Origin of the sequence: Pseudomonas sp. MWU12-2345 (assembly GCF_023242385.1) — a bacterium.
Taxonomy (GTDB): Bacteria; Pseudomonadota; Gammaproteobacteria; order Pseudomonadales; family Pseudomonadaceae; genus Aquipseudomonas; species Aquipseudomonas gingeri_D.
The window spans coordinates 204,152-228,261 of the sequence record NZ_JALLJA010000009.1; the positions used below are offsets into that span (position 1 = coordinate 204,152).

Below are 24,110 nucleotides of genomic sequence, written 5' to 3' on the forward strand. Positions count from 1 at the left end.
CCGGCTCGTGAGAGTCGGGGCTTTTTTTGTTAGAACGATATAAGAATGTTCGCGGTTTTATAAAGGGCTTCGTGATCAACCGAAAGCCGTTCACGGGTTGAGCTGTTGGAGGGCGTTAATATCTATGTCATGGGTGGGTAATGTAGATGGGACGGTAGAGGAAGTGATTGGTTATTTGAACTTTTTATCGTGCGGATGAAGATTAGTATAAAAAGATTGAAGTTATTTAAGGTTTTTGGAGATGGCTGTATCCACGCTTGAAACATCGGATGTTGCAGTGGCTCTTGAGGGTGAGGAATATCATGCCCTGGTGAAAAGTCGACTGCCGGATTGGCTGAAGGCCGCGCCCTTCGAAACCCGCAGTTCCTACGTGGGCAACATGCAGCGCAATCAGGCGAGCAAGGCCGACCTGAGCGCTTATCTGGAGGGCTTGCAGAGCCCGGAGGACTTTGCCGCACCGCTCTTGCAAGGTGCCCTGGACAAGGAATTCGGCACTGGCCTGGATGTGTATGAGGATCAGCTCAGGCATGTTCATATACTATCGGCACAAACCCCCTCCACATCTTATCAGCAACGACTGACGCAACAGACGTTGTTACAGGCGGCCTTGCAGAACTTCGAAGAAAGTGAAACGACTTACTTTGGCTTCGATCGAGGTTCGCAGATACTTCGCAAGGGGCAGGGTGTCTTGCTCAAGGCGTTTACGCCACGGGCGTTTGCGCGGTTATGCCGTGAGCTGGATCTGGGCGGGAAATATAAGGAACATATCGAGTCTTTTCTGTTGCGCAATAGTGCTTCCGGGCAGCGCGATGATGAGTTTCGTCGATTGTTCGTGGCCCAGGAGATCTCCGAATTGGCGCTCCAGGCCGATATTGCCGTGATGAAAGGGCATATCGACGACTCGGCCTACCGCATGCTCAAGCAGTGGGTGAGTGGGAACGCCAGCCCACTCTGGAGCCAGCATGCCGTGCAGTTTCATGAGATCAAGATGCTCGATGTGCGTATTCCCGAAAGCGGCTATCGAGGCGCCTTGCTCAAGGGTGTACTGCTGATCCGTTTCGACGTCTCGGCATCCCGCGAGTCTTGCCCTTGTGTGGTGTACCTGTCCGGTGATGCCGAGCAGGCGCTCAAGCAGTATTCAAGCCTGGCGGCCTTCGAGGATGACCTCAGGCGCAGGTTGCGTGATCAGCGCTATCAGCAGGCATTTCGGCGCTATCTCCATTTGCGCACGCAACCGGTTTTTTTCACCGAGCTGAACGAACGCCTGAATCCCTTGAGTGCCGAGACGCGCCGGCGTATGCCCGATGAACAGGCGCGCCTGCAACTGCAACTCGCCCGGGTAACCGGAGATCCCTTCTTCGAGTTCTATGTGCACCACACCGACAAGATGCTCGATGATGCCCGGATGCTGGCGGTGTCGACGGATGCGGAGGACAAGAAGAGCCGTAGCGCTCGCTGGCATGCCTTTCTGGATTGGGGCGTCAACCTGCTGTTTTTCGTGCCGGGGCTTGGCGAGGCGATGTTGGCGGTAGCCGGTGCCCAGATGCTCGTCCAGCTCTACGAGGGGATCGAGGAGTGGGAGCACGGCGACAAGAAGCAGGCCGTGCTGGTGTTTCTCGGTGTGGTGCTGAACCTGGAGCTCGGCGCCTTCATGCAGGTCTTGGCGCGCGACGACGAGGCGGCGGCTTTTATTGACTCCCTCAAGCGGGTCAAGCTGCCGGATGGAGGAGAGCGGTTATGGAAAGCCGACCTGGCGCCCTATCGACATCAACCGGCCTTGCCCGAGGGGCTCAAGCCCGACGAGTCAGGGCTGCATGTGCGCAATGGCAATACTTTCCTGGATCTGGACGGCGACTACTACAAGCTCAAGCCCAGCCGTGTCAGCCATGAGTTCCGCGCCGAGCATCCCACCCGGGCGACCTATTCACCGCTGTTCAGCCATAACGGCTCAGGTGCCTGGACCCATGAGTTGGAGGAGCCGTTGCGCTGGGACGCATTCAAGCTGTTCAAACGCCTGGGGCCTGATCTGGCGGACTTCTCCCCGGAGCAGGCGACTCGAATCATGACCATCAGCGGCGTGGAGGTCGATCAGTTGCGTCCGGTCTACCTGGACCAGATAAGCCGGCCGGCGCTGCTGAGCGATACGGTGGAGCGCTTCAGGGTCGATGCCGATATCCAGCGGTTTATCGAGACCGGCACCACCAACGGCGGCGTTGTCGATTGGCGTATCCAGGAACAGTTGCTGGAGGCCTTGTGGCCGCCGACCAAGGTCTTGCGCTTCGTCAATGGCGAAGGGCGGGTGTTGAAGGAATACGGCCCGGTGGCTAACGCGGGGTTGCCGGTGGTGATCGTCAGCGAAGCCCAGATCCATGACGCCGAACTGCTGAACGTGGTGTTGCAGGGGCTTGATCATGACGACGTCAATCTATTGCTCGGGCGTCGGCCGGGTGAGGCGCGGTTGACCAGCACGGAACAACTGTCGGCGCTGAACCGGCGACTGGCCGTCGAGGCGCAGAACCAGCGCAGTGCGCTGTTCGAGGCCTATTACGAGTTTCGTACCCGTTCGCGAAATGCCTTTGTCGCCGTGTTCAAGCAAGATTTCCCCAGCTTGCCGACGGTGATTGCCGATGAGTTGGCCAGTGCGGCCAACAGCTATGAGGTCGCGTCGCTGGAGGCGGGGAGGGTGCCGCTGCGGTTGGCGGAGGAAAGTCGTTGGTATGCGCAACAGGTCCGTATCGCACGGGCCTATGAAGGGTTTTTCATCGAATCATCGGTCAGTCTGGATGCTGATCGATTGTTCCTGCACTCACTGGAAAACCTGCCGGGCTGGTCGAAAAAACTGCGCATCGAGCTGTATGAGCCTTCCGCACTGGCACCGGGCGGGCGCCGCCTGGTCGACAGCCTGGGGGCGACCTCCTCCGAAGCACCGCTGGAGTTGCTGCGCAAGTCGGGGGGCTATGAGATCGAAGGGCAGGACCTGCCTGGCAACCTCCAGGTGACGCTATTGCAGGCTCTGCCGAATAACCAGCTCCGGGCACTTGGATTCTCGCGTACAACCCGCCCGGAGCTGTTCAAGCAGGCGGTGGTGAACCACCTGATGCTGTCCCGTCCGCGCATTCGCGCGTTGCTGAACATACAGGCGATCAAGCCCGGGTTCAGGTCGCCAATGCGTTTGAGCGATGGGCGATTCGGTTATACGCTGGGTGGACAGCCGGGGGCGCAGGCGGTGTCGCCGAGTCATTTGTGGCTGCTGGTGGACAAGCTTTATCCCGGCAGGGATCTGGAGACGGTTCGACAGTTCCTGTCGCTCGAAGGGCAGAATGACAAGGCGTTCCTGAAGGTCCTCAAGAAGCAGCAGGTCGAGTACCACAAGCTGAAACTGGCGCTCGAATACTGGAGCATCGACAGTGAGTATGAGCATGGCGGTAGCGGCACAGGCAGTTGGCTGGTCAGCCGGGCTTCCAAGTCACGGGTCGCGAGCCGGATAAAAAAGTGCTGGCGCCGGGAATCGCAATTGCTGCTCGACGCCAGTGGCCAACCGTTGGGGTATGAGCTGGACCTGTCGAGTGAGCGCCTGCTGAAGTTGCCTGAACTGGAAGAAGGCAGCTTCGAGCATGTGGTCTCATTGAAGCTGACCCTGGTCGGACGTCGGGATCGGCGTGACTTCGATGCCTTTCTCAAGCGTTTTCCCAAGTTGCGTGAGTTGCAGATCACCGGGGGCAGGTTGACGCAGTTGCCTTCGAGCATGGGCGCGATGGGTGAGCTGCGCAGGTTGCAGCTCAACGACAACCGGATCGCCTGGACCTCGTTACTGGGGCAGCAATTGCGCAGTATGGCGCGCCTGAAGCGGCTGAACCTGAATGGCAACCCCCTGGGGCTGTTCAGTGCCAGGGGCATGCTCCAGTTGCAGGGGCTGCAGTTGCAGCGTACCGAATTGTCCGCCTGGCCGACCGGGGTACTGGAGCTGCTCGATCTGGCGGTGCTGGATTTGCAGGGCAACCAACTGACCTCCATCCCCTGGAGCTTTTTCAGCCTGAGCAGTCGCAGGATGCGAACGGTATTGCTCTACGGCAATCCGTTTGATAACACGACGCTCTATACGATTGCCCAGTTCATGGATCGACCCTCGATACGTTTCGCCTTGCCGGGGGACACCGACATCCCGGAGCAGGGGGTGCCGAAGCTGACGCCTTTCGTGGAAAGCTGGCTGGACAGCAGTTATTCGATTGAGGAGCAGGAGCGCAAAAGGGCGTTGTGGGAACTGGTCGCCCAGGAGCCTGGAAGCGAAACCTTCCTGGAGTCCATCGCCGCACTGCGCACCTCGGCGGACTATCGCGTCGAATACCGGGGCCAGTTGAGCCGACGTGTCTGGCGAATGATCGAGGCGGCGACTGCCAGCACCACCTTGCGTCAGATCCTGTTCGACTGGACGACCGACCTGGACACCTGTGCCGATGGCTTTACCGAGGTGTTCAGCCGGTTGGGCGGCGAGGTATTGCTCTACGAGGCGAATCAACTGGTGGGCGATGCCAGGGAAGCGGCGTACCTCGCGTTGGCCCGGGGACGCTCGCGGTTGGCGCGACTGAACGATATCTCCAAAGTCGAAACCTCCAGCCAGGAGATTGCCAGGGCCGCCCGCATCGACGACGCCAGGGCCCAGGCCATGGCCGCGGCGCGCGAGCGGCACCAGAGCGAGGCCGATATCGAGATGGCTGGGCGTGTGGCTGCCGAGGCCGCCGATGAACGCTGGCCCCATGTCGATGAGGTCGAAATCTATCTGGCCTACCGTGTCGATCTCGCGGTACGCCTGGCGCTCCCTTGGCAACCTTTGGCCATGCTGTATCGGGGTTCCAGCAATGTCACCCGGGATATGACCCAGGAAGCGGGTGATCGCATCCTGGCGGCCGAGAACATACCCGGCAAGCAGGTCGAGCTGCTGCTTGAGCAGCCGGTGTGGAAAGATTACCTGAAGACCCTGCCCGAGACGGAACGCCATGGGGTCGTTGCACAGGAGCAGTTGCAAACCCTGGAAGAACTGCGTGAGGCGCTGGAAGAGCTGGCACGCCAGCCACAAGCCTCGACGCGAGACATCACTCGTTGGACCGAGACGGTGCGGCAGGGGGCGAGTGCCTTGGGGATCGCCGAAGGGGACATTCCCATGGGCCGGGAAATGAGCGATACGGTGTATGAGCAGGCGCTCGAAAAGATCGATCGTGAGCGAAAGGCCGGAGAGGTGCGGATCACCCAGAGCGCGCTGGACCGTGCGCAGCAGGTGCCCGAGAGTTCAGACCTGTGAAGCCCGTCCCTTGAACACAGCCGCTGCTGCGTCGGAGGGGGACGGGCCGGTGCATGGCCCTGTTCAGATACCGATATTGCCCAGGGTTTGCACGATGTTGCGCAAGGTGCCGGCGATGGCGGGGTGTTTGATCTCGAAGCGCTCCACGGCGAGGTTGACGCCGTCCGCCAGGCTGGCGTCCTGGCTCAGGGTTTCCAGTTTGATTTGTGCTTCGATCTGCTGCATCAGCACGTGCAGGTGTTCACGCTCTTCCGGTGAGAGCGGTGGGTTCTGCTCCAGTTGCACGCGCAGGGTATTGAGTTGGTCTTGCAGTTCGCGGGCAGGCATTGTGGTACTTCCTCTTTGGATAATCTCTGGCACATAGACCGCCATGTGGCGATAAAGGTCTGTACCTGATGTCAGAGTAATCCACTCGCGCGCGGCCTGCATGACCTTGATCAAGATCGCCGCGTCAGGGCTTCTCGCCCTTGAGCCGGCGCAGGGCGATATCGTCCAGGCAGGTCGCCAGTTCCCCCAGGTGATCGATCACCGAGTGCACGCCCAGGCCGAACAGCTCGACGGTGGCCTTGCCGCGTTTGCGTTCCCGTTCCTTTTGCGGCAATGCCTGCCACTCCACGGGCGACAGGCCGCACAAGGGCCCGCAGGAGGCCAGGCCGATGGTCCAGAGCCCGGCATTCAGGCCCGATTGCAGCAGGCGCGGCTCACCGCTGACCAGCACACAGCCGTCCAGTTGACCCACGCCGAGGGTCATCAGCGCATGCCAGCAGGCGTTGGGCGCCGGCCATTGAACGCAATTGGCCGGGGGGCGGGAGGCTTTGACCCAGTGCGGCAGGGTTGCGGCAAGGGGCGCGCTGAGGCTGTGGGGCAATTCATCCAGCCAGGCGCAGGGTACGCCGCGTTGTTGAAGGCCTTGGAGTACTTCCAGGGCGCCCGGTGTCGCGTGGTTGTGCTCGCCCGGGTCCAGATGAGGTCGGGCGCGGGCGCCGAAATCCACCAGGCAACCGCTCAGGCCAAAGAGCAGGGCGGTGGGCGCGGGCAGCGGTACGGCGGCGGGTAATGGCATGGCAACGTCCCTGAAATGACTCCGCAGGTTAAGACACTGCCATGACAGTAGGATGACGGCGGCCTGCCCCCGTGTCATCTGTAAATCTTTGCAGGACTTGTCTCGAGCAGACTGCCTAATCGAAGTTATCCGCTTTATACTGGCCGCTTTTCGAGGGTGCGGTTGCCCAGCCCCGTGTTATCCAAGGAGTTCTTTTTATGCGCTGGATCAATCGTCTAGCTCAACTGTCCCTGTGTGCCGGCGTTGCGCTGGTGCCATTTGCCGCACAGGCGGCAGACGAAGATCCATGGGAGAGCGTCAACCGCCCCATCTTCAAGTTCAACGATGTGCTCGACACCTACGCACTGAAACCTTTGGCCCAGGGCTACCAGGCGGTGACGCCGCAGTTCGTGGTCGACGGCATCCACAACATGTACCGCAACATCGGCGATGTGCAGAACCTGGCCAACGACGTGCTGCAGCTCAAGCCGCACGCGGCGGGCGTCGATACTTCGCGGATCTTCTTCAACACCATCTTCGGTGTCGCGGGTTTCTTCGATGTCGGCACCAAAATGGGGCTGCAGCGTAACGACGAAGATTTCGGCCAGACCCTGGGACACTGGGGCGTGGGCAGCGGTCCGTACGTGGTGATCCCGTTCTTCGGCCCGAGCACCCTGCGTGATGCGCCGTCCAAGTACGTCGACACCTACACCCAGCCCTGGCGCTACATGAACGACATTCCGGCGCGCAACATGGCGCTCGGCGCGGAAGTGATCGACACCCGCACCAGCCTGTTGTCCAGCGAGAAGCTGATCACCGGCGACAAGTACATCTTCATCCGCAACGCCTACCTGCAGAACCGCGAGTTCAAGGTCAAGGACGGCAAGGTTGTAGACGATTTCTAAGGGCTTGTCGGGTAAATGAAAAAGGCGACCTCACGAGGTCGCCTTTTTTGTGCCTGGCGGGCCTCAGTTCATCTTGAGGATATGCAACCCCAGCCGCTGGCCGCCGCCTTCGTCTTGGACCCAGACCACCTCCGTCTCGGCCTCCAGGCCCTTGAGCGCCGGATGGTCGGAATCAATACGCACCAGCAACGTGTCGCCGGCCTTGAAGGCCCGTGGCGCGGCGATCTGCATGCCGCTGCTCGACAGGTCCAGGCAGGTCGCGGAAATCTCCAGCCCGGCATGGATCAGCGTCACGTCGGCGTCGACGCGCATACGGATGTAATCGCGCTTTTCACTATAGTCCTGATCGGTTCGGCTCATCACTTCTGTCCTTCGATTCCGTTGTGGTTTGCACTGTTCTTATAACTCCCGGTGATTTGAGGTGTAAAGACGTCAGGCGACCATCGGCATGAGCTTGAAACGCCCGGCGGATGGGAGTACCGTCTGCGCCTTAGAAGGGCACCTCTGATACCGATGCACCGGACGTGATCGTCCGACCCGATTCGGGACAGAGAGGCTAGAAAGCGAATCCAGTAGTACGAGTCGGGCACGTTGCCTTGCTGTCTACGCCAACCTAATTCTGGCGCCGTTTGCCCACATGCAAAAAACCAGTGCCACGCTGCTGATAATTGATGACGACGAAGTAGTGCGTGCAAGCCTTGCGGCCTACTTGGAAGACAGCGGATTCAGCGTCCTGCAGGCCGGCAATGGCTTGCAGGGTCTTGAGGTATTCGAGCAGTCCAAGCCTGATCTGGTGATCTGCGACCTGCGCATGCCCCAGATGGGCGGCCTCGAGCTGATTCGTCAGGTGACCGACCTGTCGCCGCAGACGCCGGTTATCGTGGTGTCCGGCGCGGGCGTCATGAACGACGCTGTCGAAGCGTTGCGCCTGGGTGCCGCGGACTACCTCATCAAGCCCCTTGAGGACCTTGCCGTCCTGGAGCACTCCGTGCGCCGGGCGCTGGATCGTGCGCGGCTGCTGCTGGAGAACCAGCGCTACCGCGAGAAGCTGGAAACCGCCAACCGCGAGCTCGAAGCCAGCCTGCACCTGCTCCAGGAAGACCAGAACGCCGGTCGCCAGGTGCAGATGAACATGCTGCCGACCAGCCCGTGGAGCATCGACGACTTCCAGTTCGCGCACCAGATCATTCCGTCGTTGTACCTGTCGGGCGATTTTGTCGACTACTTCCGCGTCGATGAGCGCCGCGTGGCGTTCTACCTGGCGGACGTGTCCGGCCATGGGGCATCGTCGGCGTTCGTCACCGTGCTGCTGAAATTCATGACCACGCGCCTGCTGTTCGAATCCAAGCGCAACGGCACCTTGCCGGAGTTCACCCCGTCGCAGGTGCTGGGCCATATCAACCGCGGCCTGATCAACTGCAAGCTGGGCAAGCACGTGACCATGGTCGGCGGCGTGATCGATGAAGAAACCGGATTGCTGACCTACAGCATTGGTGGGCATTTGCCGTTGCCGGTGCTCTACACCCCGGACAGCGTGCGTTACCTGGAAGGGCGTGGTTTGCCGGTGGGCTTGTTCAACGAGGCCACCTATGAAGATCACATCCTGGAACTGCCGCCGACGTTCAGCTTGACGCTAATGTCTGATGGCATTCTGGACCTTTTGAAGCAAGATACACTCAAAGAGAAAGAGGCTGCTTTACCTGAACTGGTAAAAACAGCCGGGGGCAGCCTGGATGGCTTGCGCCAGGTCTTTGGATTGGCCACGCTAGGGGAGATGCCGGATGATATCGCCCTGTTAGTGTTGAGCAGGAACATTTGATGAGTACCGGTAGAATCCAGTTCGCCGAGCAGGATGGCACCTTCGTTCTGAAGTTTGTCGGTGAAGTTCGCCTGACCCTCTGTTCAGCGTTGGATGCAACAATTGAAAGGATCTTCACGGCGCTGAACTTTTCGGCGATCGTGATCGACCTGACGGAAACCCGCAGCATCGACAGCACCACGCTGGGTTTGCTGGCCAAACTGTCGATCTTGTCGCGGCAGAAGGTGGGCTTGTTGCCGACCGTGGTCACCACCCACGAAGACATCACCCGGTTGTTGCAGTCCATGGGCTTTGACCAGGTCTTCAACATCGTCAACCATCCGATCCCGTGCACGGATTGCCTGACCGACCTGCCGTCGCAGGACCAGTCGGAAGAGGTGGTGCGGGTCAAGGTGCTGGAAGCGCACAAGATCCTGATGGGCCTGAACGACTCGAACCGCGAAGCCTTCCACGACCTGGTGAATGCGCTGGAGCGTTCCTGACCGACTGACGCCGAGCGCGTACAAAAAAGGGCGACACCTTCCCAGGTGCCGCCCTTTTTGCGCTTCTCCCGAACCTGGAGGTGCCGGCTTGACGCGGTCCCCTGTGGGAGCTGGCTTGCCAGCGATGAACGATAACGCGGTCTCTAGCCGATCACGCTACCGTCCCTCCAACAACTCCCCAGCCTGATCCAGCAAAGCCAGCGGATCCTTGGCCTTGTGAATATCCACCGACAGCAACTGCCGAAACCGCCGCGCCCCCGGAAACCCGGTACCCAGCCCCAGCACATGCCGGGTGATATGGTGCATCGCACCGCCATCAGCGATATGGGCCGCCACATAAGGCCGCAACTGCGCCAGGGCCTCAGCCCGTGAAATCACCGGAGCTGCACTGCCAAACAACTGCTGATCCACCTCAGCCAGCAGATACGGGTTGTGATACGCCTCACGGCCCAGCATCACCCCATCAAACGTCTGCAAATGCTCGTGACACTGCTCCAGCGTCTTGATCCCGCCGTTAAGGATGATCTCCAGCCCCGGAAAGTCCTGCTTCAACTGAGCCGCCACGTCATACCGCAGCGGCGGAATATCCCGATTCTCCTTCGGCGACAGACCTTCCAGAATCGCGATCCGCGCATGCACGGTGAAGCTGCGGCAACCGGCTTCCTGCACTTTACCCACGAAATCGCAGAGTTCGGCGTAGCTGTCACGGCCGTTGATACCGATACGGTGCTTGACCGTGACCGGAATCGACACGGCATCGCGCATGGCTTTCACGCAATCGGCCACCAGCTCCGGATGCCCCATCAGGCAGGCACCAATCATATTGTTCTGCACCCGGTCGCTGGGGCAGCCGACGTTGAGGTTCACTTCGTCGTAACCGGCGTCCTGGGCCATACGGGCGCAGGCGGCGAGATCAGCCGGCACGCTACCACCCAATTGCAGGGCCAGTGGGTGCTCGGCTTCGTTATGACGCAGGAACCGCTCATGGTCGCCATGAAGGATGGCGCCCGTGGTGACCATTTCGGTGTAGAGCAGGGTGTGCTTGGAGAGTAGGCGTAGGAAGAATCGGCAATGTCTGTCAGTCCAGTCCATCATGGGTGCAACGCTAAAGCGTCGAGATGGCTCGGAGCGGGAAGGTGTAGCGTCGTTCAAAGGCATGGAAGGTCTGTCGCTGTAGGCGCAGCCGGCGCGGATGGGGCAGGGCGCGGGCTTGAGTGGCGTGAGGCTGAATGGGGCGCAGTTTATCAGGAAATGGGTTTGATCGCCGGGGCTGGCGAGGGCAGCAGGCGTTTGAAATGTTTCGCTTCAAATGCTGGCTTGAGCGCTTCGAGTGCCCCACTACCCTTATTGTTGCTGCCCATTCTCCCTTCTGCTGTATTGCGCGAAAGCACTCTCCTTGGATGCCGCGCTGGAAGCAGATGAAGGGCGCGACGCTTAGGCCGGTAAACTCAGCTGCTCGCATCGCGACATTTGGCGCTATGATTGTGCCAAATGTCGTAGGGAGGTCACCGCCATGTCTGCAGCGAAGCCAGCTAACAAGCCAACCGTTAAATCCACAGGAAAAGGAGTAACGGTGCCAAGGACAGAGAGTGTTACCAGAAAACCTACTGAGGTGCTATTACATGGCCGCAAAGGTGATGAGCGCATGCTGATTATCCGGTACACGCAGGAAGGCTTTGACCTGAGTGACGTCAGGGACATGCTTTCAACATCCGCTTTGTACATGGAGCACGACCTGGTTCAGCGCATTACAGGGAAGTCTGTCAGGACCGTCCAGCGTTTGGCGAAAGAGACCAAGCCGGTACGCCTGAACCAGCAGCAAAGTACGGTTGCGTTTCAGTATGCCCAGACCTTGGAGCACGCCACCAACGTGTTTGGCAGCCAGCAGTTGGCTGAGGATTGGCTGAAGAAACCCTGCAAGTACCTGGACGGTAATGTCCCGCTGGAACTGATCGAGAACTCGCTTGGCTTCCAGGTGGTGGAGGATTACCTGACCCGGATTGAACACGGGGTCTACCAATGATTCCTTTGCCCTGGGACGGGCGGTGGCACGCTTGGCGCCTTGACCGAGAGATCTACAAGGACACCTGGGACAGTGGCATTGGTGCGCAACGATCCGGTGGCCGATGGAACCCACCCGGCCGCCGGGTGATTTATGCGTCGTCCGACCCGTCCACGGCTATTCTGGAAGTTGCGGCCCACTTGGGGGTCGATGCACTGGATAGGGTGCCCCATGTGCTGACGTGCTTTGAGGTGCTGGATTCGTCGCTTATCAAGGTTGTGCAGCCAGAAGATGTGCCGAACCCGAATTGGCTTGTCCCTTCGTTACCCTCGCCCAATCAGCGACAGTTTGCTGATGAGTTGTTGGCGCAGCATCCCTTCGTGCTGATCCCTTCGGCGGTGACTCGGCATTCCTGGAATTTGCTGGTGAGCTGCGATTTGGCGGCTGAGCAGTTCAGGCTTGTGTCGCAGGAGCAGTTTGGGCTGGATACTCGGTTGCTTAAGTAAGCAGTGTTTGGCAAGGGGGGGAGGGGGATGCGTTATTTTAAGTTTGCTGGTTCGTTGGTCATACTGCAATTGTTTGGGTTGACAAGCTGTAACATAGGGGCGGCATGATGCAACTTGTTGGAGGAAGATATGCAGTGCATTTTTTGTTGTGAAGAAAAAGACATGCTCACCGACGAGCACATAATTCCTAAAGCTCTTGCCAGTAATTTTCTCTTGAAGCGCGCATCATGCCATGGATGTCAGACGCGTTGTAACTCCTCTTTCGAACAGCAATTTTTGAAAGGATCGAATTTCATTTCGATGATACGGGCTCAACTAGGATTGCGAGGACGACGTAACGCTCCTATTTTTGGGTTCGACCAACATGGGCATCCGCTGAGTCTAGAGATTCAGCCTGGATTTCCACCGATCCGATTGGGGTTAGGGGCATCGGGACTTTATCGGCCGCCACAGGTGATTTTGACCAGTGCCGATAAAGCGCCGATCAGCTATTTTTTTCTTCCTGATACCCTCTCGCGCCCGCTCGCTCTAGACTTCTTTGATAAGGTCGTGAATGACGTACCAGAGACGGCGGTCGGCGTCGCGTTTTGGGCCGACGGCGACCTCATAACGGCTAACGGCTGGCGTGACCTTTTAGAAATGTTCGTAGCTTGGGCGAATCGGCGTCAGCTCTTAGCAATGGCAAGTTGCTTAGCTACAGGAAATGCTTCTATGAGTTTTTCTTTGGACTGGAGTGTCGGCTATCGTGATCGAGGATTATCGAAAATAGCGTTCACTTACTTGCTCAGCGTACTTGATGAAAGCTGCCGCTTTGGTGATGAGTTCGAGTCTATGAGGCAATATATTCTTAACGGGAAAATCGATTCGTCGATGGCGTGGAATGGGCCGGTATTGCAGTTGCAATTGTTGCCTACCGCTTTCCCCGTAGAATTGAATTTTAGCTATCTTCTGGCAACAGTGTGCGTTGCAAGCGATGTTTATGTTCTCGTTCAGTTGCATATGATGGGGGTGTTTTGTGTGAAAATAAATGTCGCTGATAGTGATCTTGTTGTTCCCGATACATTGATGACTTTTGATCTCGATAAAGTCGGCGATAATTATGTCATGCGCAGAACATCTCATGTTGGAGCAAGCCTGGAGGATCTCGCATCCGGTGTTCGTGAAAGTGTGGGCGCGTTGGGCTGATACAGCCTGAGTTAAATAAATCCGTCCCCATTTCCAAAATTGACTTTGAAAGATTGGTTTCGTCTGATGGCGTAGAGCGTGGGGAATAGAACGGATTTATTTTCCAGTTTTTCCGCTACTGGTGCTTGAAGGCTGTCTCTGAAGTTAAATCGATCCATCTCATTTTCGCGCCTGTTGGCTATCAGTGAGGGTTAAATAAATCTGTCAACTTTTCTATACCACCTAATCGGTTGAACCTGTTTTCTCATCGTTGTCTACGGCTGAGTCGTACTTTCGTCTGTGTCATTATCAGCGACTAGTCAGTGGCATAGCCAAGAATCACTCGACGCACTATTAAAGGCGGAGTAATGGGGGCGTCTAGGGTGCGTTGTGTAAGTAACATCGCTATCTAGACTCGGATGTGACAGCTCTATTTTGGCTGCCACATCTAGGCAAGGCTGTTTTAGAAACTATAAGTTTTCTGTACTATTATCTTGTTGTTGTGGACTGCTGATTCGAGGACTTCAGAAGAGCCGCGAATTTCCTCTCCTATAATCCATACGATATTTTTTGCCCGTGTCACTGCAACATAAAGTCTGTTATGTGATATGTAGTTTTGGTACATTTTACTTGCCGTTGATGTGATGTTTGCTGTGTTAGGTACTCTGCCCTTGTCTACACCTGCTAATATAACTGCTTCAAATTCTAATCCGCCTACATAGTCTGAGATAGCAACTATGTTCGCCGAGCTTTTTTCAGCTGTCTTTATCGCCTCTATATCTCCGCGCTTTAGAATCTGAGAAATGGGTTTTTTGTTATCTGACGCGTATTTTATTGCTTCTGAAAAAAGAAATCGATCAAAAAATATAATTGCAATTTGATGCCGTTTTAGACCTTTCGTGGTGCGTAGTTTTTCCGCCGCTTTGAATGTCTGCTCTAGCAGGGTTTTCTGATTGTTCAGCATGAAATATTGTGGTGCTTCTTCTTCGACAAGGCCTCCATAGATATAAGGGGTTTGTGATATGGGGTTGTCAAAATTTGTAAAAATATTCGCCCCGTGAGACGTAATAGAGAACGCTAAGTCAGTGATAGATGGCGAACACCTAAAAACTGCGCTTAATGTGGTTTTTTCTTCAGATGAAGTAATTCCTATGGATTCATAGAACTCGGCATCGTTCCATGCAATATCGCCTAATGCTTGAGATAGGTCAATTGCGTACGCTATAGGTGTCGTTTTGGAGTTTTTTGTTAGAAAGTGAACGAGCGAAAGTTCGTTCATGTTGAAGAGGTGGACTTCATCTATAAAGATCGCATCATACCCTTCTTGGTTCCGTCTCCTGCGCCATATTGGTGAGTCTAGTTTGGATATGGCTGATATTGCAATATCGTCTACGTCGAACTGTGAAAGTTTGTTTAGTATTTCTGAGTATTTGTTGAAGATATCAAAAATGAACCGACGATCCTCTTCCGAGTTGATTGGAAGGCCGTAGGCAGGTCTGGAGACTAAACGATAATTATCAAATGTTTCGTCGCAGCGTCCTTTTATTACTACGCTTATTTCGTGCCGCATTAGTTCGGCAATCTTGAACAGGTCGTCCTTTTCAAAAAACTCGTACAGCTCTTTTGAGATAAATTCCTTGTGGCCTGCTAAATCTGATATGTACTCTTGCAGTACCTCGACTAAATGAAGGAGTTGAATGTTTTTTGATTCGAATGTGTCTTCGTCTAACAGCTCAGATTCATGAATGTCGTTTTTTAAAAAATCGCTGCAAACGTCCTGAAGTGTTTTTATTTCCACTTTCTGATAGTCGTTGTTTTTATCAAAGCTTTGATTTCGGTCTAAAATCTCAAAAAAATATTGGACGTTTTGTGCCATTTCTTGGCTTGGTACAATAAACAGAAATTTTACAGCGTTTCCCGATCCATGTGCTTCTCTAAGCCAGTGTAGGCACTTTAATACCAAGCAGATTGTTTTTCCACTACCCGCTGGTCCCTCGATTCTAGATGGTAAGTTGAAAGGTTTGTTTATGAACTCAATTTGTTTTGAAGATAGTTTTTTATAAGGATCTTCCGCTCCTAACAAAAGGGAGGTTGAAAGTTGTTCGCCGTCTAAATTTGTGGTGTTGAAGACCAAACTGCTTTGAGGGGATGGCTCAGGTTCAGATTTATATAAGGTTCTATCAAATATTGCTTCAATTGACTTGTTGAAATTTGTGGTGGAGAACTCTTCTTTTGCGCCGTTGCCTTCAGTGGTCCCAAACTTATACGTTAATAAGTGCTTCCCTAAAAAGCGTTTTGAAAGCCTGCGCTCTCCTGCATTTCGCTCAATGGTTAGCCTGTAAGATGTTCCGGCTGTAATTGGGAATGGAAAAATTATCGCCTTTGTCGAGCCTGGTGGTAAGTACTCATTGTTGTTAAGATTTAAATTATTCCAGAATTTTATTGCGAATCTTAATAGTTTTTGTATCGCAGTTAAAATCATGGCCGGCGATACGTCAGAAAAACTTAGTGTTTCAAAGTCAATGGTTATTGTGTTTTTTTCGGCGTTATATTGTTCGCCTGGGGAAAGCAGAATCTGTCCACTTTTATACGGTGTAAGCCTTAAACCTATAGCGCCAGCATCTTGAGGCTCTCCACGCCCACACAGTATGTTGATTAGTGAAAGAGAGGTTTCAAAATCAATACTCTGCAGCTCTCTATTGCTTATTATCGCTTTTGCAGACTCTTCCGTTATGCCTAAAAATTCAGTCAATTTCATATAGCTTCCTTACTGTAGTTAGATCGGTTTTTGCAATGTCTTGGGTGCCTATTCTATTGTAGAGATGTGAGAATCGTTGAAGTAGTAGCTCTACAAAAGGGGAAATTAGAGTTGAGATGAAGTATGCTTGTTCGCCTTGCTTTATGGTTATGTTTTTATAGTTTGTATCTTTTTCTCTTTCATATTTTATGTGTTCAAGCCCCTTTGATATCTCGCCTAGAGTTTTTTTTGAAAGGCAGATAGGCTCTGACAAGTCTATTACGTAACCTGTTGGAGGTTCGTTATTGTGAATTATTCGCTCCAAAAAAAATGTATCGTTTCGTAGATTTTGAATTATGGTGTCTAAATATTTTTTTCGATTTTCTTTTATTGTTTTGTTTTTTGTTGTTACTTCGTTTCTCTTGATAAAACCTTCAAGTTCTTGTAGCTTTAGTTTGTCTGCGCTCTTGATTTTTTTTTTGGTCTAAAATTTCCAATGTTTTATCTAGGCCGTATATTTCAATCGCTTTGTTTGAAATGTCGTATTTCTTAAGTATGTCTGAAATTAGGTTGTGAATTGCGGATCTAGATTGCTCTGCGACTTCATTGTTTCCTCTGTGTTGCATCCAGTCAGACAGATGATAGATCGGCAAGCATACGAGGGGGCGTGATTTTTGATGTGCGATGTCGCATCGAGCCGTTACGATTATTCCAAATCGCTCACTCCCATCTGAAACTTGTAGGCAGTTGAAAATTGATCCCTGAGTGTACTTACCGATAGCAGTTTCTTTAGTTAATACTCGCATCATGCCCTCTCAGCTTTCCCTAATGGCGTATAATGGCAATTTGCAATCACTAATATCAACAAAAAAATCACGCTAGGGCGAAAAATTTTTCTTCAAAATAGGCGGATTTTTTGCACGGAATCGACCTGATTACCTACGCTGATATGTGGTCACAGATGCAGGTGGTATCGCCGCGATCATTTTGGTGATTTTTGGGCTTGCCGGAGTCGTTACCTGGCCTAGGTAAAGCAGGGGGAAGAGCTATTAAGCTGCCCAAGCCATCATCGTGGTGACGTCGTACTGGTCAACGAAGAAGCGGCGGTAGAGTGAGTACAAAGCTCCGAATGTGTGAGTGTTGCTGAAGGTTGCTGCACCACTACTTTCGGTTGCATCGCCATACCCTGCGGCCTACAGTTGGCCTTCGCGGCAAACTCCGCGAACGACTTTGGCCGGTCGGAATGGCAACAGCTCTTGGCAACCAACGGGAGCTTCACTCAATGGACTACACCCCTCTCGATTCATCCAAACCCACCGAACACACCATCCTCTTCATCGACAGACAAGCCCCACTGCATGATCTGCTGGCTTGTGCCGCCCAACGCATTACGTCTGCGCGGGATATGTTGGACAGCGTGTCGTGCATGAGCACTCATCACTCGGACGGCATCGATTTGATGCGCATTTCTGGCGTGGCCGCGTTGTTGCTGCAAGACGGTTGTGATGTGTTGCGGGTCGTCGAGCAACGTATAAGAAGCTGACAGCGGAGTGCCCAACGTGGGAGCGTCGATCGATTGATCTCTCCTCCGAGCAAGACCGGCCCCGATGCCTGAAACAAAGACATCGGGGCCATCCCCCTACGACTGTTGCTCGTTCCAGGCCGTGCCCTGCACCGGCTTGCCTTTGAAGGTACCGCTGGCCTTGGCCACGCCTTCATAGGTATCACTGGGCTTGGTGCCAGGAAGCGTGGGGAAGGGAAAGTCTTGCGCATCCACCAAACTGACGACATGGAGCACGGCATCGAACGATGGAATCTCGACCTTGAACTCCATGAAGAACACCACGCCGGTCGGACCGGTCCAGGTTCTTCCGGTCGGCGTCATCGTGCAATCCGTCTGGAAGTAGGTGGTTCCATCGGGGAACTCGATCGTTGCCTTGCTCGGCACCGGCACATCGAGCTTTGGCGCAGGAGCGCTCTTGCTGAATGTCGTGTAGTGCGAGATGTGCACTCCGTTGTCCAACTGCATGGCCTGCAGGAACCACATGACCGGGTGGGCAGCGTCTCCGAAATTGCCATACTCGTGGTCCATCCACGTAAGCCCCTTCACCGCAAACTCATCGTCGCCGACGGTCAGTGTCCCCTCCGTGTGTATCCGTGTCAGCGAGTAGTAGTAGTTGTTCTGCTTCAGGCCACCCGGTTTTTCCGGATAGTCCCGCACACCATGGCCCCATACAAACAGCGGGCGTCCTTCCTGTGACATCCTCAACGAAAACTTCACGACCGTCTTGGTGTCCGTGTCCACGATCACGGCTTCTACCTGCATGTTTTTTGTCGGATCAGCCTGCGGCGCTTTCATCGTCACATAGGACACACCGTCGAGGCCTGTCTGTTTCACCCACCAGTCCTTGCTCGGGTCGCTTTCCGCCCAATCCTTGATACCCGGAATCAAGGAGGTCAGTTGATAGTGCTTCTGGTTCTCTACATCCGTCAGCATCACCTGGAAGAAACCCAACGGATAGAACGCCGCCGTGTTGATCTCAAAGCCGAAGACACGCTCGCCTGCCTTGAGCGTGCCGGTATGCCACCACCATTCAGTCGGTGCGCCGACGTGCAGGTACTGGTCCTTGGGAAGGTGGAGGACCACTTCGGACGGGGGAATGGGAACAGGAACAGGAGGATGCGCAAGCTGCGATGACTTCATGATGTCGCCTCTCTCTATGGAAACCAGATGGTGGGTGTCGACCGCGCCTGTACCCGCGCACTGCTGTGCGCCTGTGCAGGAGAAAGAAATCTACTGTCAGCGAAGGCCGGGGCAACCCGGTTCGGCGGGGGAAGGGCTGTCAGGGCGAAGAAGAGGTGTCGCACACTCGAGGTGACACCTGGGCTGGTCATGTCTTCTTCCATGAAAGAGGAGCATCGTTATGGGCCGGCTATTGGGGTCGGGGTTTCAAACGTCCTGGCCGATAAGGCTAGCTGACAATTCTGAAGCTGCAATATCAATTTGATGCCATTGGTTATTCAGGGCTGGATGCCGAAAAGACATTGCCAGCATGGCCCCCAAGGGCAAGTGCTACTCCGACCCGGCTTGCTGTACGGGCGCCAATCATGCTTTCCAGCCATATCCGTCGGATCGGTGGCATTACCGCAATGTGCAATCAAACTTCTGAATACCAGCATGGGGCCTGTTTATGTCGAGTGAAGTGAAGCTGGTTGTTTTGATTTCCACCCAGGCAGGGCGAGGGCAGGCGCAGATTGATGCATTTGAAAAGCTTGCCCCACTGGTCAGAAATGAAGAGGGATGCCTGCAATACGATCTTCATCGGGTTGCTGGCAATGACGACCAGTTTGTTTTGATGGAGCGATGGGCATCGACATCAGCCCTGGCGGCTCATGACCTTACGCCTCATATGATTGCGGCGGGTACACACAACCCTACCTTCAGGGCTGGTCCCGCAACCGTTTTGCACCTTGGTCCAACGATTCCAGCCTAGCTGACTCTGTATTGGTGTCAGCGGAAAGCTCTATGTAACGCCTCGAAACGAAAGGCTCCAACCCATCTAGTTCTCAGGCGTTATTCTGGCGGCAATCAGCATTGTCCCATTGGTTTTGCATGTCTAAAAATCGTGGAAATGGATACCGCTACCAGATCCTCCGATCGGCCGCCTTGTTATTGCCGTTGAGCATTAATGCTACTCCATCAAATCTCATGACCCGTGAGGTGTCTATGAAAAAGCCTAAGCATGAACCCAAGCCGATGATGGCCGCTCGCTTCCAGGCTGAGGCCCGTGCCGCATTGGTCAAGCGCTCTGACAAGCGCAACCGTTTCCTTGACGTTGCCCTTGCTCAGGGTGCCGAATTCGAGCCTGTTGGCCGCCTTGCCGGCTGAAGTACCTTTGAATCAGCAAAAGCTGCCCTAATCGGCGGTTTTTTTGTACACCCTGACATAGGAACGCCAATGCTTTGGGGACACTACAGATCTCCGAGGGTAGGGCTTTGGTGTTCAGTCCCGGAGTGAGGGGGGGATTTGAAACGATCCAGGATTGAGTCTGCAAGCTGGTTGTGATGTGTTGTGGTTTGTTGAATCGCGCATAAGGCCCTGACGCGGCATGGCGTGGCGTTCAACGAAATGATCACGGGCTATTTGATCGCGGTCGAGCGAGCACGCTCCTATTTTGTAAGGTATTATCAGTATTGGCTGATTAGTAGGATTTTTCTGATAATTAGTTAGGATCTGTATTAAGCAGCGAAGCTGCTCTTTTTTTCAGTGTTTATCTGCCCTTATATCCGTCGTCATCTTTCACACATCAAGGATGTGGAGCATGGCGCACGGATTCATCAATGAAAAGACCACCCATTACCCCAGTCTAAAAAGCCAGTTGCTGATACAGCGCGGCTCACATGCGTTCACCAAGTTTGACACGACCAATAGTCACCTGCGCCGCTCGATGGTCACCCCAGGGCAACTGGTGATCGTACCCGACGACAGCACGGCCTCCTGCACCTTTGAAGAAGCCTGGTTGATGACCCGGGCCCGGGAAGTCGATCTGGCCCTGAGCCTCGAACCCAGGGCAGGTGTCGAGATCCTGAACAACTATGATTTGTTGCAGGGGTTGCTGGGTTACAGCTCGATTGGCATCGGCAGCACCACGGCGGCCTGGGGACGGCATTTGAGTGGGGTTGAGGACACCTTGAAGGAAATCGAAAAACTGCATCAGCAGCATTTGAAAGGCGGTGCTTCAGCCAGGGCTGAGTTCATCGCCAAGCGGCAGGTACTGTTCCAGAAGTTGGACACGCAACTCCAGGGCGTCGGCCATTACGGAACCAGCCTGCGGCATAACAAGTCGATCAAGAAGATGCTCGGCATTTCCACCCGGAGCTACCTGCATCGCCAGGAAGTCGACGGGTATGCACAACGGATCAACAAGATTGCCAGCACCTCCCGTTTCCTGAGCAAAGGTGGCTATGTGGGTATGGCGCTGGACGTGGGGGCGGCGGGGTTGGCGATTCAGGAGGCGTGTTCGATGGGGCGGGAGGAACAGTGCAGGAAGGCGCGCTATGTGGAAGGAGCCAAAGCGGCGGGCGGGATTACGGGCTCTTACTACGGAGGAAAATTTGGAGCACGTGCGGGGCTGCTGGTTTGCGGCCTTGGATTGGGCATCGTATCAGGGGGATGGGGAGCGTTGAGTTGCCGAATCATTGGTGGAGCCGCAGGTGGCTATATCGGCGGACTGCTCGGGGGAGGAGCGGGAGAGTTTACAGGGGATGTGATTTATGAGGGGGCACATTGATGATGACGTTAGAGATCGCGGGTGCTTTTCTAGTTCTGCTCCTGATTTTCTTTGGTCTCGGTCTTTCGGCCTATGTCGCTAAAACCAAGCTGGATCTGGCTGAGGTTTACCTCAAGGATAATGTGGTGGTGATGGCGGAACGCCGATACTGGAGAGGTAACTCCTACAACGACCGAATGGCGAGGACGTTTGCCATCGGTGGGCTTTTCGTGTTTTCAACGCGTTGCATACGACGTGGGTGGCTTACCGAGCAAGAGTTGGAGTCCATTCCAATAACCCTCAGGCGCTGGTTCGTCGTCCCTTTTTACTTAGGGATGCTGTTTTTATCGATTGCTATCATTTATTGGGGATGGCAACAGTTTTAATAAATGCCTTCTTATGGATGTGTATCAAATTGTAGCTACTTTTGACACATTTTTTCATGTTCTCTGGTGTCGATTTGTGCATGCTTGAGTAACTTCCGTAAGCTTCTCCTGAGCGGCGGCACGCCACTTTCGCCTGCTCGAAAAGTTTCATGTTCGAAAGCTTGAGGTGTTTCATAGCATCAGCGAATATCGCCGGTCTCAGCTATACCCCTATATAGAGTCCTCAGACTCAACAGCCAGGCACCCGGCCTGACACCGCATGCCGGAACTTGGCTTTCAATTCGCAGAAGAGGTTTCGCGTCTATGCAAGACAGCCATATCACCATCAGGCCGCTGTCGGAGATTGATGCGCAACCGTACAGGGAAATCCGCCTTCGCGCGATTGTCGATGCCCCCTCCACCATGTGGCCAACGGCCGAGGAAGAGCTGGCGTGGCCCGTGGCGCAAACCGAGGCCCTGCTTCATGCCACTGTGCATGAGATTGTGTTCGGGGCCTTTGTCGGAGAACACCTGATAGGGGTCACCAGCCTGCACCGTGAGCCTGTTCGACAGGCCGAGCACACCGGCTTTGTATGGGGCGTCTTTGTTGATTCGGCTTATCGTCGACAAGGCGTCGCGCGCAAACTCTTCGAAGCCGTCGTCGCGCAGGCCAGGGCGACTGGCGTCATTCAGCTCCATCTGTCCGTCAATACCGAGAACTTCGCCGCCAGCAACTTCTATCGCTCGCTTGGCTTCGAGTCCTTCGGCATCAAGCCCCGCGTGCTGTGGGTCGGCGGACGCTTTTATGATGAAGAGCAAATGGGGCTGCGCCTGGACGACTGACGCAGAGATGTACCCTGATGGCGGCCAAGTGTGCCGAGCAACGATCACGTGGTCGGCCCGGCGCCAGTCTAGGTTTTCTCGGGTAGCTCCGCTTCTTCCACCATCACGCAGTTGCGGCCGTTCTGCTTGGCCCGGTACAGCAGCTTGTCCGCCTTGTCGAATACCGCGGCGACGGATTCCTTCTCTGGTGTCCAGAGGGCAACGCCGAACGAAACCGTGATATGTCCGACGGTATCGATGGCTTTGCTTTCGATCGAGACCCGAAGCCGTTCGGCCACTTCGGCCGCCGTCTTGAGCGAGCTGTCCGGGAGCAGCAGCACAAACTCTTCACCGCCCACCCGGCAGGGCAAGTCGTTCGCCCGTGAGTTCTGTTTCATCAGGTCGGCGACGATTCGAAGGGTTTCATCGCCCGCACCATGACCGAAGGTGTCGTTTACCCGCTTGAAGTGATCGATGTCCAGGGACACAACGGCGAATGAATGACCGGTTTCCTCCCAGAGCGTCAGCGCATCTTGCATAGCCCGGCGATTGGCCAGCCCGGTCAGCGCATCACTCTGGGCCTGCCGGTTCAGCCGGCTGATCTTTTCCTGCAGCAGGCCGACGCTGAACAGCAGGGCCCGACGGATTTGCCAGGCTTCGTTGAAAAAGGCTGAAACCGCACTGATGCGCTTGTAGCTGTCAGGCGCATCCAGGCGTTTCGCATACCTGGCCAGCAGGGAAAGGGGGCTGGCTATCTTCGTCCCCGACCACCAGATGAGCACGAGGCCGAGCAGTCCCAGCGGGGCTATTCCCTTGCCGACCTTGGCCATCAGGTGATTCAGCGTCGCCAGGGTATTGTTGAGCGGCTGTTGTGAAACCACGCCCCAGCCGCTGCTGGAAACGGTTTCGAAGCCGGCAAGCATCTCGATGCCGTTGGCATCGTGGGACTGGAGGCTACCGTTCTTGTTTTGCAAGGCAGCATCCACGATGGGGTCATCTCCCACGATGGTGCCGATGTTCTCGGGTCGAGGGTGATAGAGCACGCGACGTGTTTTGTCGACCAGATAAACATAGGCCCCGTCATGGCGGACATGCTGATCGACCAGGGTGTGCAGGGCGTTTTCCTGGTCGAGCCGGACGGTGCCGCCGATAAGGCCCAGGTATTCTCCCCTGGCGCCGAATACGGGATAAGAGATGAAGATCACGAGATTGCCGGCGATCGACTTGAATGCGTTGCTGATCTTCGGCTCGCGGCTTTGCAAGGGCTCTGTGTTGCGCAGCGCCTGGCCATTGATGTTCAGACTTTCTGGCGCCGATGCCACGACCGTGCCGGAGGCGTTGGCCATCAGGATGGAGTTGAAACTGTTGTCCTGATTCAGCAATCGCAGGGCTTCGTCACCCAGGCGTCCCTGGTCGTTAAAACCCTTGCCGATAACACTGGCGCTGTATTTGAGCTTGTCGATGTCGGAGCTGAGGACTTGCTCGATACCGGCGGCGATTCTTGAGGCATAGTCCTTGTTGTTATCGAGTGCGTGGGTAATCAGTTCCTGTTTCTGAACCTTGTAGATAACCCAGAAACTGTTGGCCAGGGTGGTGACTGCGGAGAGTAGTGCAATCAGCAGGATGAGAGTGCGCAGGTTAAGCGTTGGCTTTGGCCGGGTGGGCATTTGATGAGATCCGGATAGACATGGGAATACCTG

General features: G+C 55.1%; 20 protein-coding genes. 13 read left to right on the plus strand and 7 right to left on the minus strand.

All coding sequences use genetic code 11. The features are described from left to right. Positions 1–241 precede the first annotated feature (241 nt). The gene (locus M5C71_RS19220) at positions 242–5,296 is read left to right on the plus strand and encodes a DUF6543 domain-containing protein (protein WP_248768504.1); all 5,055 of its coding nucleotides are present in this window, start codon (positions 242–244) and stop codon (positions 5,294–5,296) included. Positions 5,297–5,359: 63 nt separating this feature from the next. Here M5C71_RS19220 and M5C71_RS19225 read toward each other — a convergent pair whose 3' ends face one another. Together M5C71_RS19225 and M5C71_RS19230 are read right to left on the minus strand one after the other, a co-directional pair. Continuing rightward, a complete protein-coding gene (locus tag M5C71_RS19225) occupies positions 5,360–5,623 on the minus strand; it encodes a DUF4404 family protein (RefSeq protein WP_152737431.1) in 264 nt (87 codons plus the stop codon). Positions 5,624–5,747: 124 nt separating this feature from the next. Next, complete coding sequence (locus M5C71_RS19230; protein ID WP_248744938.1) at positions 5,748–6,359, minus strand: HAD family phosphatase; 612 nt, start codon at positions 6,357–6,359, stop codon at positions 5,748–5,750. A 197-nt stretch (positions 6,360–6,556) separates the two neighbouring features. On the opposite strand from M5C71_RS19230, the gene M5C71_RS19235 reads away from it, so the two are divergent. Continuing rightward, a complete protein-coding gene (locus M5C71_RS19235) occupies positions 6,557–7,243 on the plus strand; it encodes a VacJ family lipoprotein (protein ID WP_152737433.1) in 687 nt (228 codons plus the stop codon). Between the two features lie 63 nt (positions 7,244–7,306). Here the strand turns inward: M5C71_RS19235 and M5C71_RS19240 are convergent, their stop codons facing one another. Beyond that, positions 7,307–7,603 carry a PilZ domain-containing protein gene (locus M5C71_RS19240; RefSeq protein ID WP_103495768.1) on the minus strand — a complete coding sequence of 99 codons (297 nt, stop codon included), beginning with the start codon at positions 7,601–7,603 and terminating at the stop codon, positions 7,307–7,309. 277 nt (positions 7,604–7,880) lie between these two features. Between M5C71_RS19240 and rssB the strand changes: the two genes are divergently transcribed. Both rssB and rssC read left to right on the plus strand, forming a co-directional pair. Then, positions 7,881–9,062: a two-component system response regulator RssB gene (gene rssB, locus M5C71_RS19245; protein ID WP_248744939.1), complete on the plus strand. Its 1,182-nt coding sequence runs from the start codon at positions 7,881–7,883 to the stop codon at positions 9,060–9,062. Continuing rightward, positions 9,062–9,544, plus strand: coding sequence for an anti-sigma factor antagonist RssC (gene rssC, locus M5C71_RS19250; protein WP_103495766.1), 483 nt, complete (start codon positions 9,062–9,064; stop codon positions 9,542–9,544). Before rssB ends, rssC begins: the two co-directional genes overlap by 1 nt. A 156-nt stretch (positions 9,545–9,700) precedes the next feature. On the opposite strand, the gene dusA is transcribed toward rssC, so the two are convergent. Then, the gene (dusA, locus tag M5C71_RS19255; RefSeq protein ID WP_248768505.1) at positions 9,701–10,702 is read right to left on the minus strand and encodes a tRNA dihydrouridine(20/20a) synthase DusA; all 1,002 of its coding nucleotides are present in this window, start codon (positions 10,700–10,702) and stop codon (positions 9,701–9,703) included. Between the two features lie 355 nt (positions 10,703–11,057). Here dusA and M5C71_RS19260 point away from each other — a divergent pair, with 355 nt between their 5' ends. From M5C71_RS19260 to M5C71_RS19270, 3 genes are all read left to right on the plus strand, one after another. Then, positions 11,058–11,567, plus strand: a complete 510-nt coding sequence (locus M5C71_RS19260) for an antitoxin Xre/MbcA/ParS toxin-binding domain-containing protein (protein WP_103495764.1) — start codon at positions 11,058–11,060, stop codon at positions 11,565–11,567. Beyond that, on the plus strand, positions 11,564–12,052 hold the full coding sequence (locus tag M5C71_RS19265) for an RES domain-containing protein (protein WP_248768506.1): 489 nt from the start codon (positions 11,564–11,566) through the stop codon (positions 12,050–12,052). Before M5C71_RS19260 ends, M5C71_RS19265 begins: the two co-directional genes overlap by 4 nt. Before the next feature lie 162 nt (positions 12,053–12,214). Beyond that, positions 12,215–13,237, plus strand: a complete 1,023-nt coding sequence (locus tag M5C71_RS19270) for a hypothetical protein (protein WP_248768507.1) — start codon at positions 12,215–12,217, stop codon at positions 13,235–13,237. Between the two features lie 442 nt (positions 13,238–13,679). Here M5C71_RS19270 and M5C71_RS19275 read toward each other — a convergent pair whose 3' ends face one another. Beyond that, positions 13,680–15,974 carry a UvrD-helicase domain-containing protein gene (locus M5C71_RS19275; RefSeq protein WP_248768508.1) on the minus strand — a complete coding sequence of 765 codons (2,295 nt, stop codon included), beginning with the start codon at positions 15,972–15,974 and terminating at the stop codon, positions 13,680–13,682. Between the two features lie 1,261 nt (positions 15,975–17,235). Between M5C71_RS19275 and M5C71_RS19280 the strand changes: the two genes are divergently transcribed. Next, positions 17,236–17,496 carry a hypothetical protein gene (locus tag M5C71_RS19280; RefSeq protein ID WP_121138785.1) on the plus strand — a complete coding sequence of 87 codons (261 nt, stop codon included), beginning with the start codon at positions 17,236–17,238 and terminating at the stop codon, positions 17,494–17,496. Between the two features lie 96 nt (positions 17,497–17,592). Here the strand turns inward: M5C71_RS19280 and M5C71_RS19285 are convergent, their stop codons facing one another. After that, the gene (locus M5C71_RS19285; protein WP_248768509.1) at positions 17,593–18,657 is read right to left on the minus strand and encodes a carotenoid 1,2-hydratase; all 1,065 of its coding nucleotides are present in this window, start codon (positions 18,655–18,657) and stop codon (positions 17,593–17,595) included. A 487-nt stretch (positions 18,658–19,144) separates the two neighbouring features. Between M5C71_RS19285 and M5C71_RS19290 the strand changes: the two genes are divergently transcribed. From M5C71_RS19290 to M5C71_RS19310, 5 genes are all read left to right on the plus strand, one after another. After that, positions 19,145–19,447 carry an antibiotic biosynthesis monooxygenase family protein gene (locus M5C71_RS19290; RefSeq protein WP_103495755.1) on the plus strand — a complete coding sequence of 101 codons (303 nt, stop codon included), beginning with the start codon at positions 19,145–19,147 and terminating at the stop codon, positions 19,445–19,447. Between the two features lie 119 nt (positions 19,448–19,566). Further along, a complete protein-coding gene (locus tag M5C71_RS19295) occupies positions 19,567–19,842 on the plus strand; it encodes a hypothetical protein (RefSeq protein WP_248768510.1) in 276 nt (91 codons plus the stop codon). A 433-nt stretch (positions 19,843–20,275) separates the two neighbouring features. Then, on the plus strand, positions 20,276–21,244 hold the full coding sequence (locus M5C71_RS19300; RefSeq protein ID WP_248768511.1) for a hypothetical protein: 969 nt from the start codon (positions 20,276–20,278) through the stop codon (positions 21,242–21,244). After that, positions 21,244–21,609, plus strand: coding sequence for a hypothetical protein (locus tag M5C71_RS19305; RefSeq protein WP_248768512.1), 366 nt, complete (start codon positions 21,244–21,246; stop codon positions 21,607–21,609). The genes M5C71_RS19300 and M5C71_RS19305 overlap by 1 nt, the downstream gene beginning before the upstream one ends. A gap of 303 nt (positions 21,610–21,912) precedes the next feature. Then, a complete protein-coding gene (locus M5C71_RS19310; protein ID WP_248768513.1) occupies positions 21,913–22,431 on the plus strand; it encodes a GNAT family N-acetyltransferase in 519 nt (172 codons plus the stop codon). 68 nt (positions 22,432–22,499) lie between these two features. Here M5C71_RS19310 and M5C71_RS19315 read toward each other — a convergent pair whose 3' ends face one another. Beyond that, complete coding sequence (locus M5C71_RS19315) at positions 22,500–24,077, minus strand: sensor domain-containing diguanylate cyclase (protein WP_248768514.1); 1,578 nt, start codon at positions 24,075–24,077, stop codon at positions 22,500–22,502. Between the last annotated feature and the right edge of the window lie 33 nt (positions 24,078–24,110).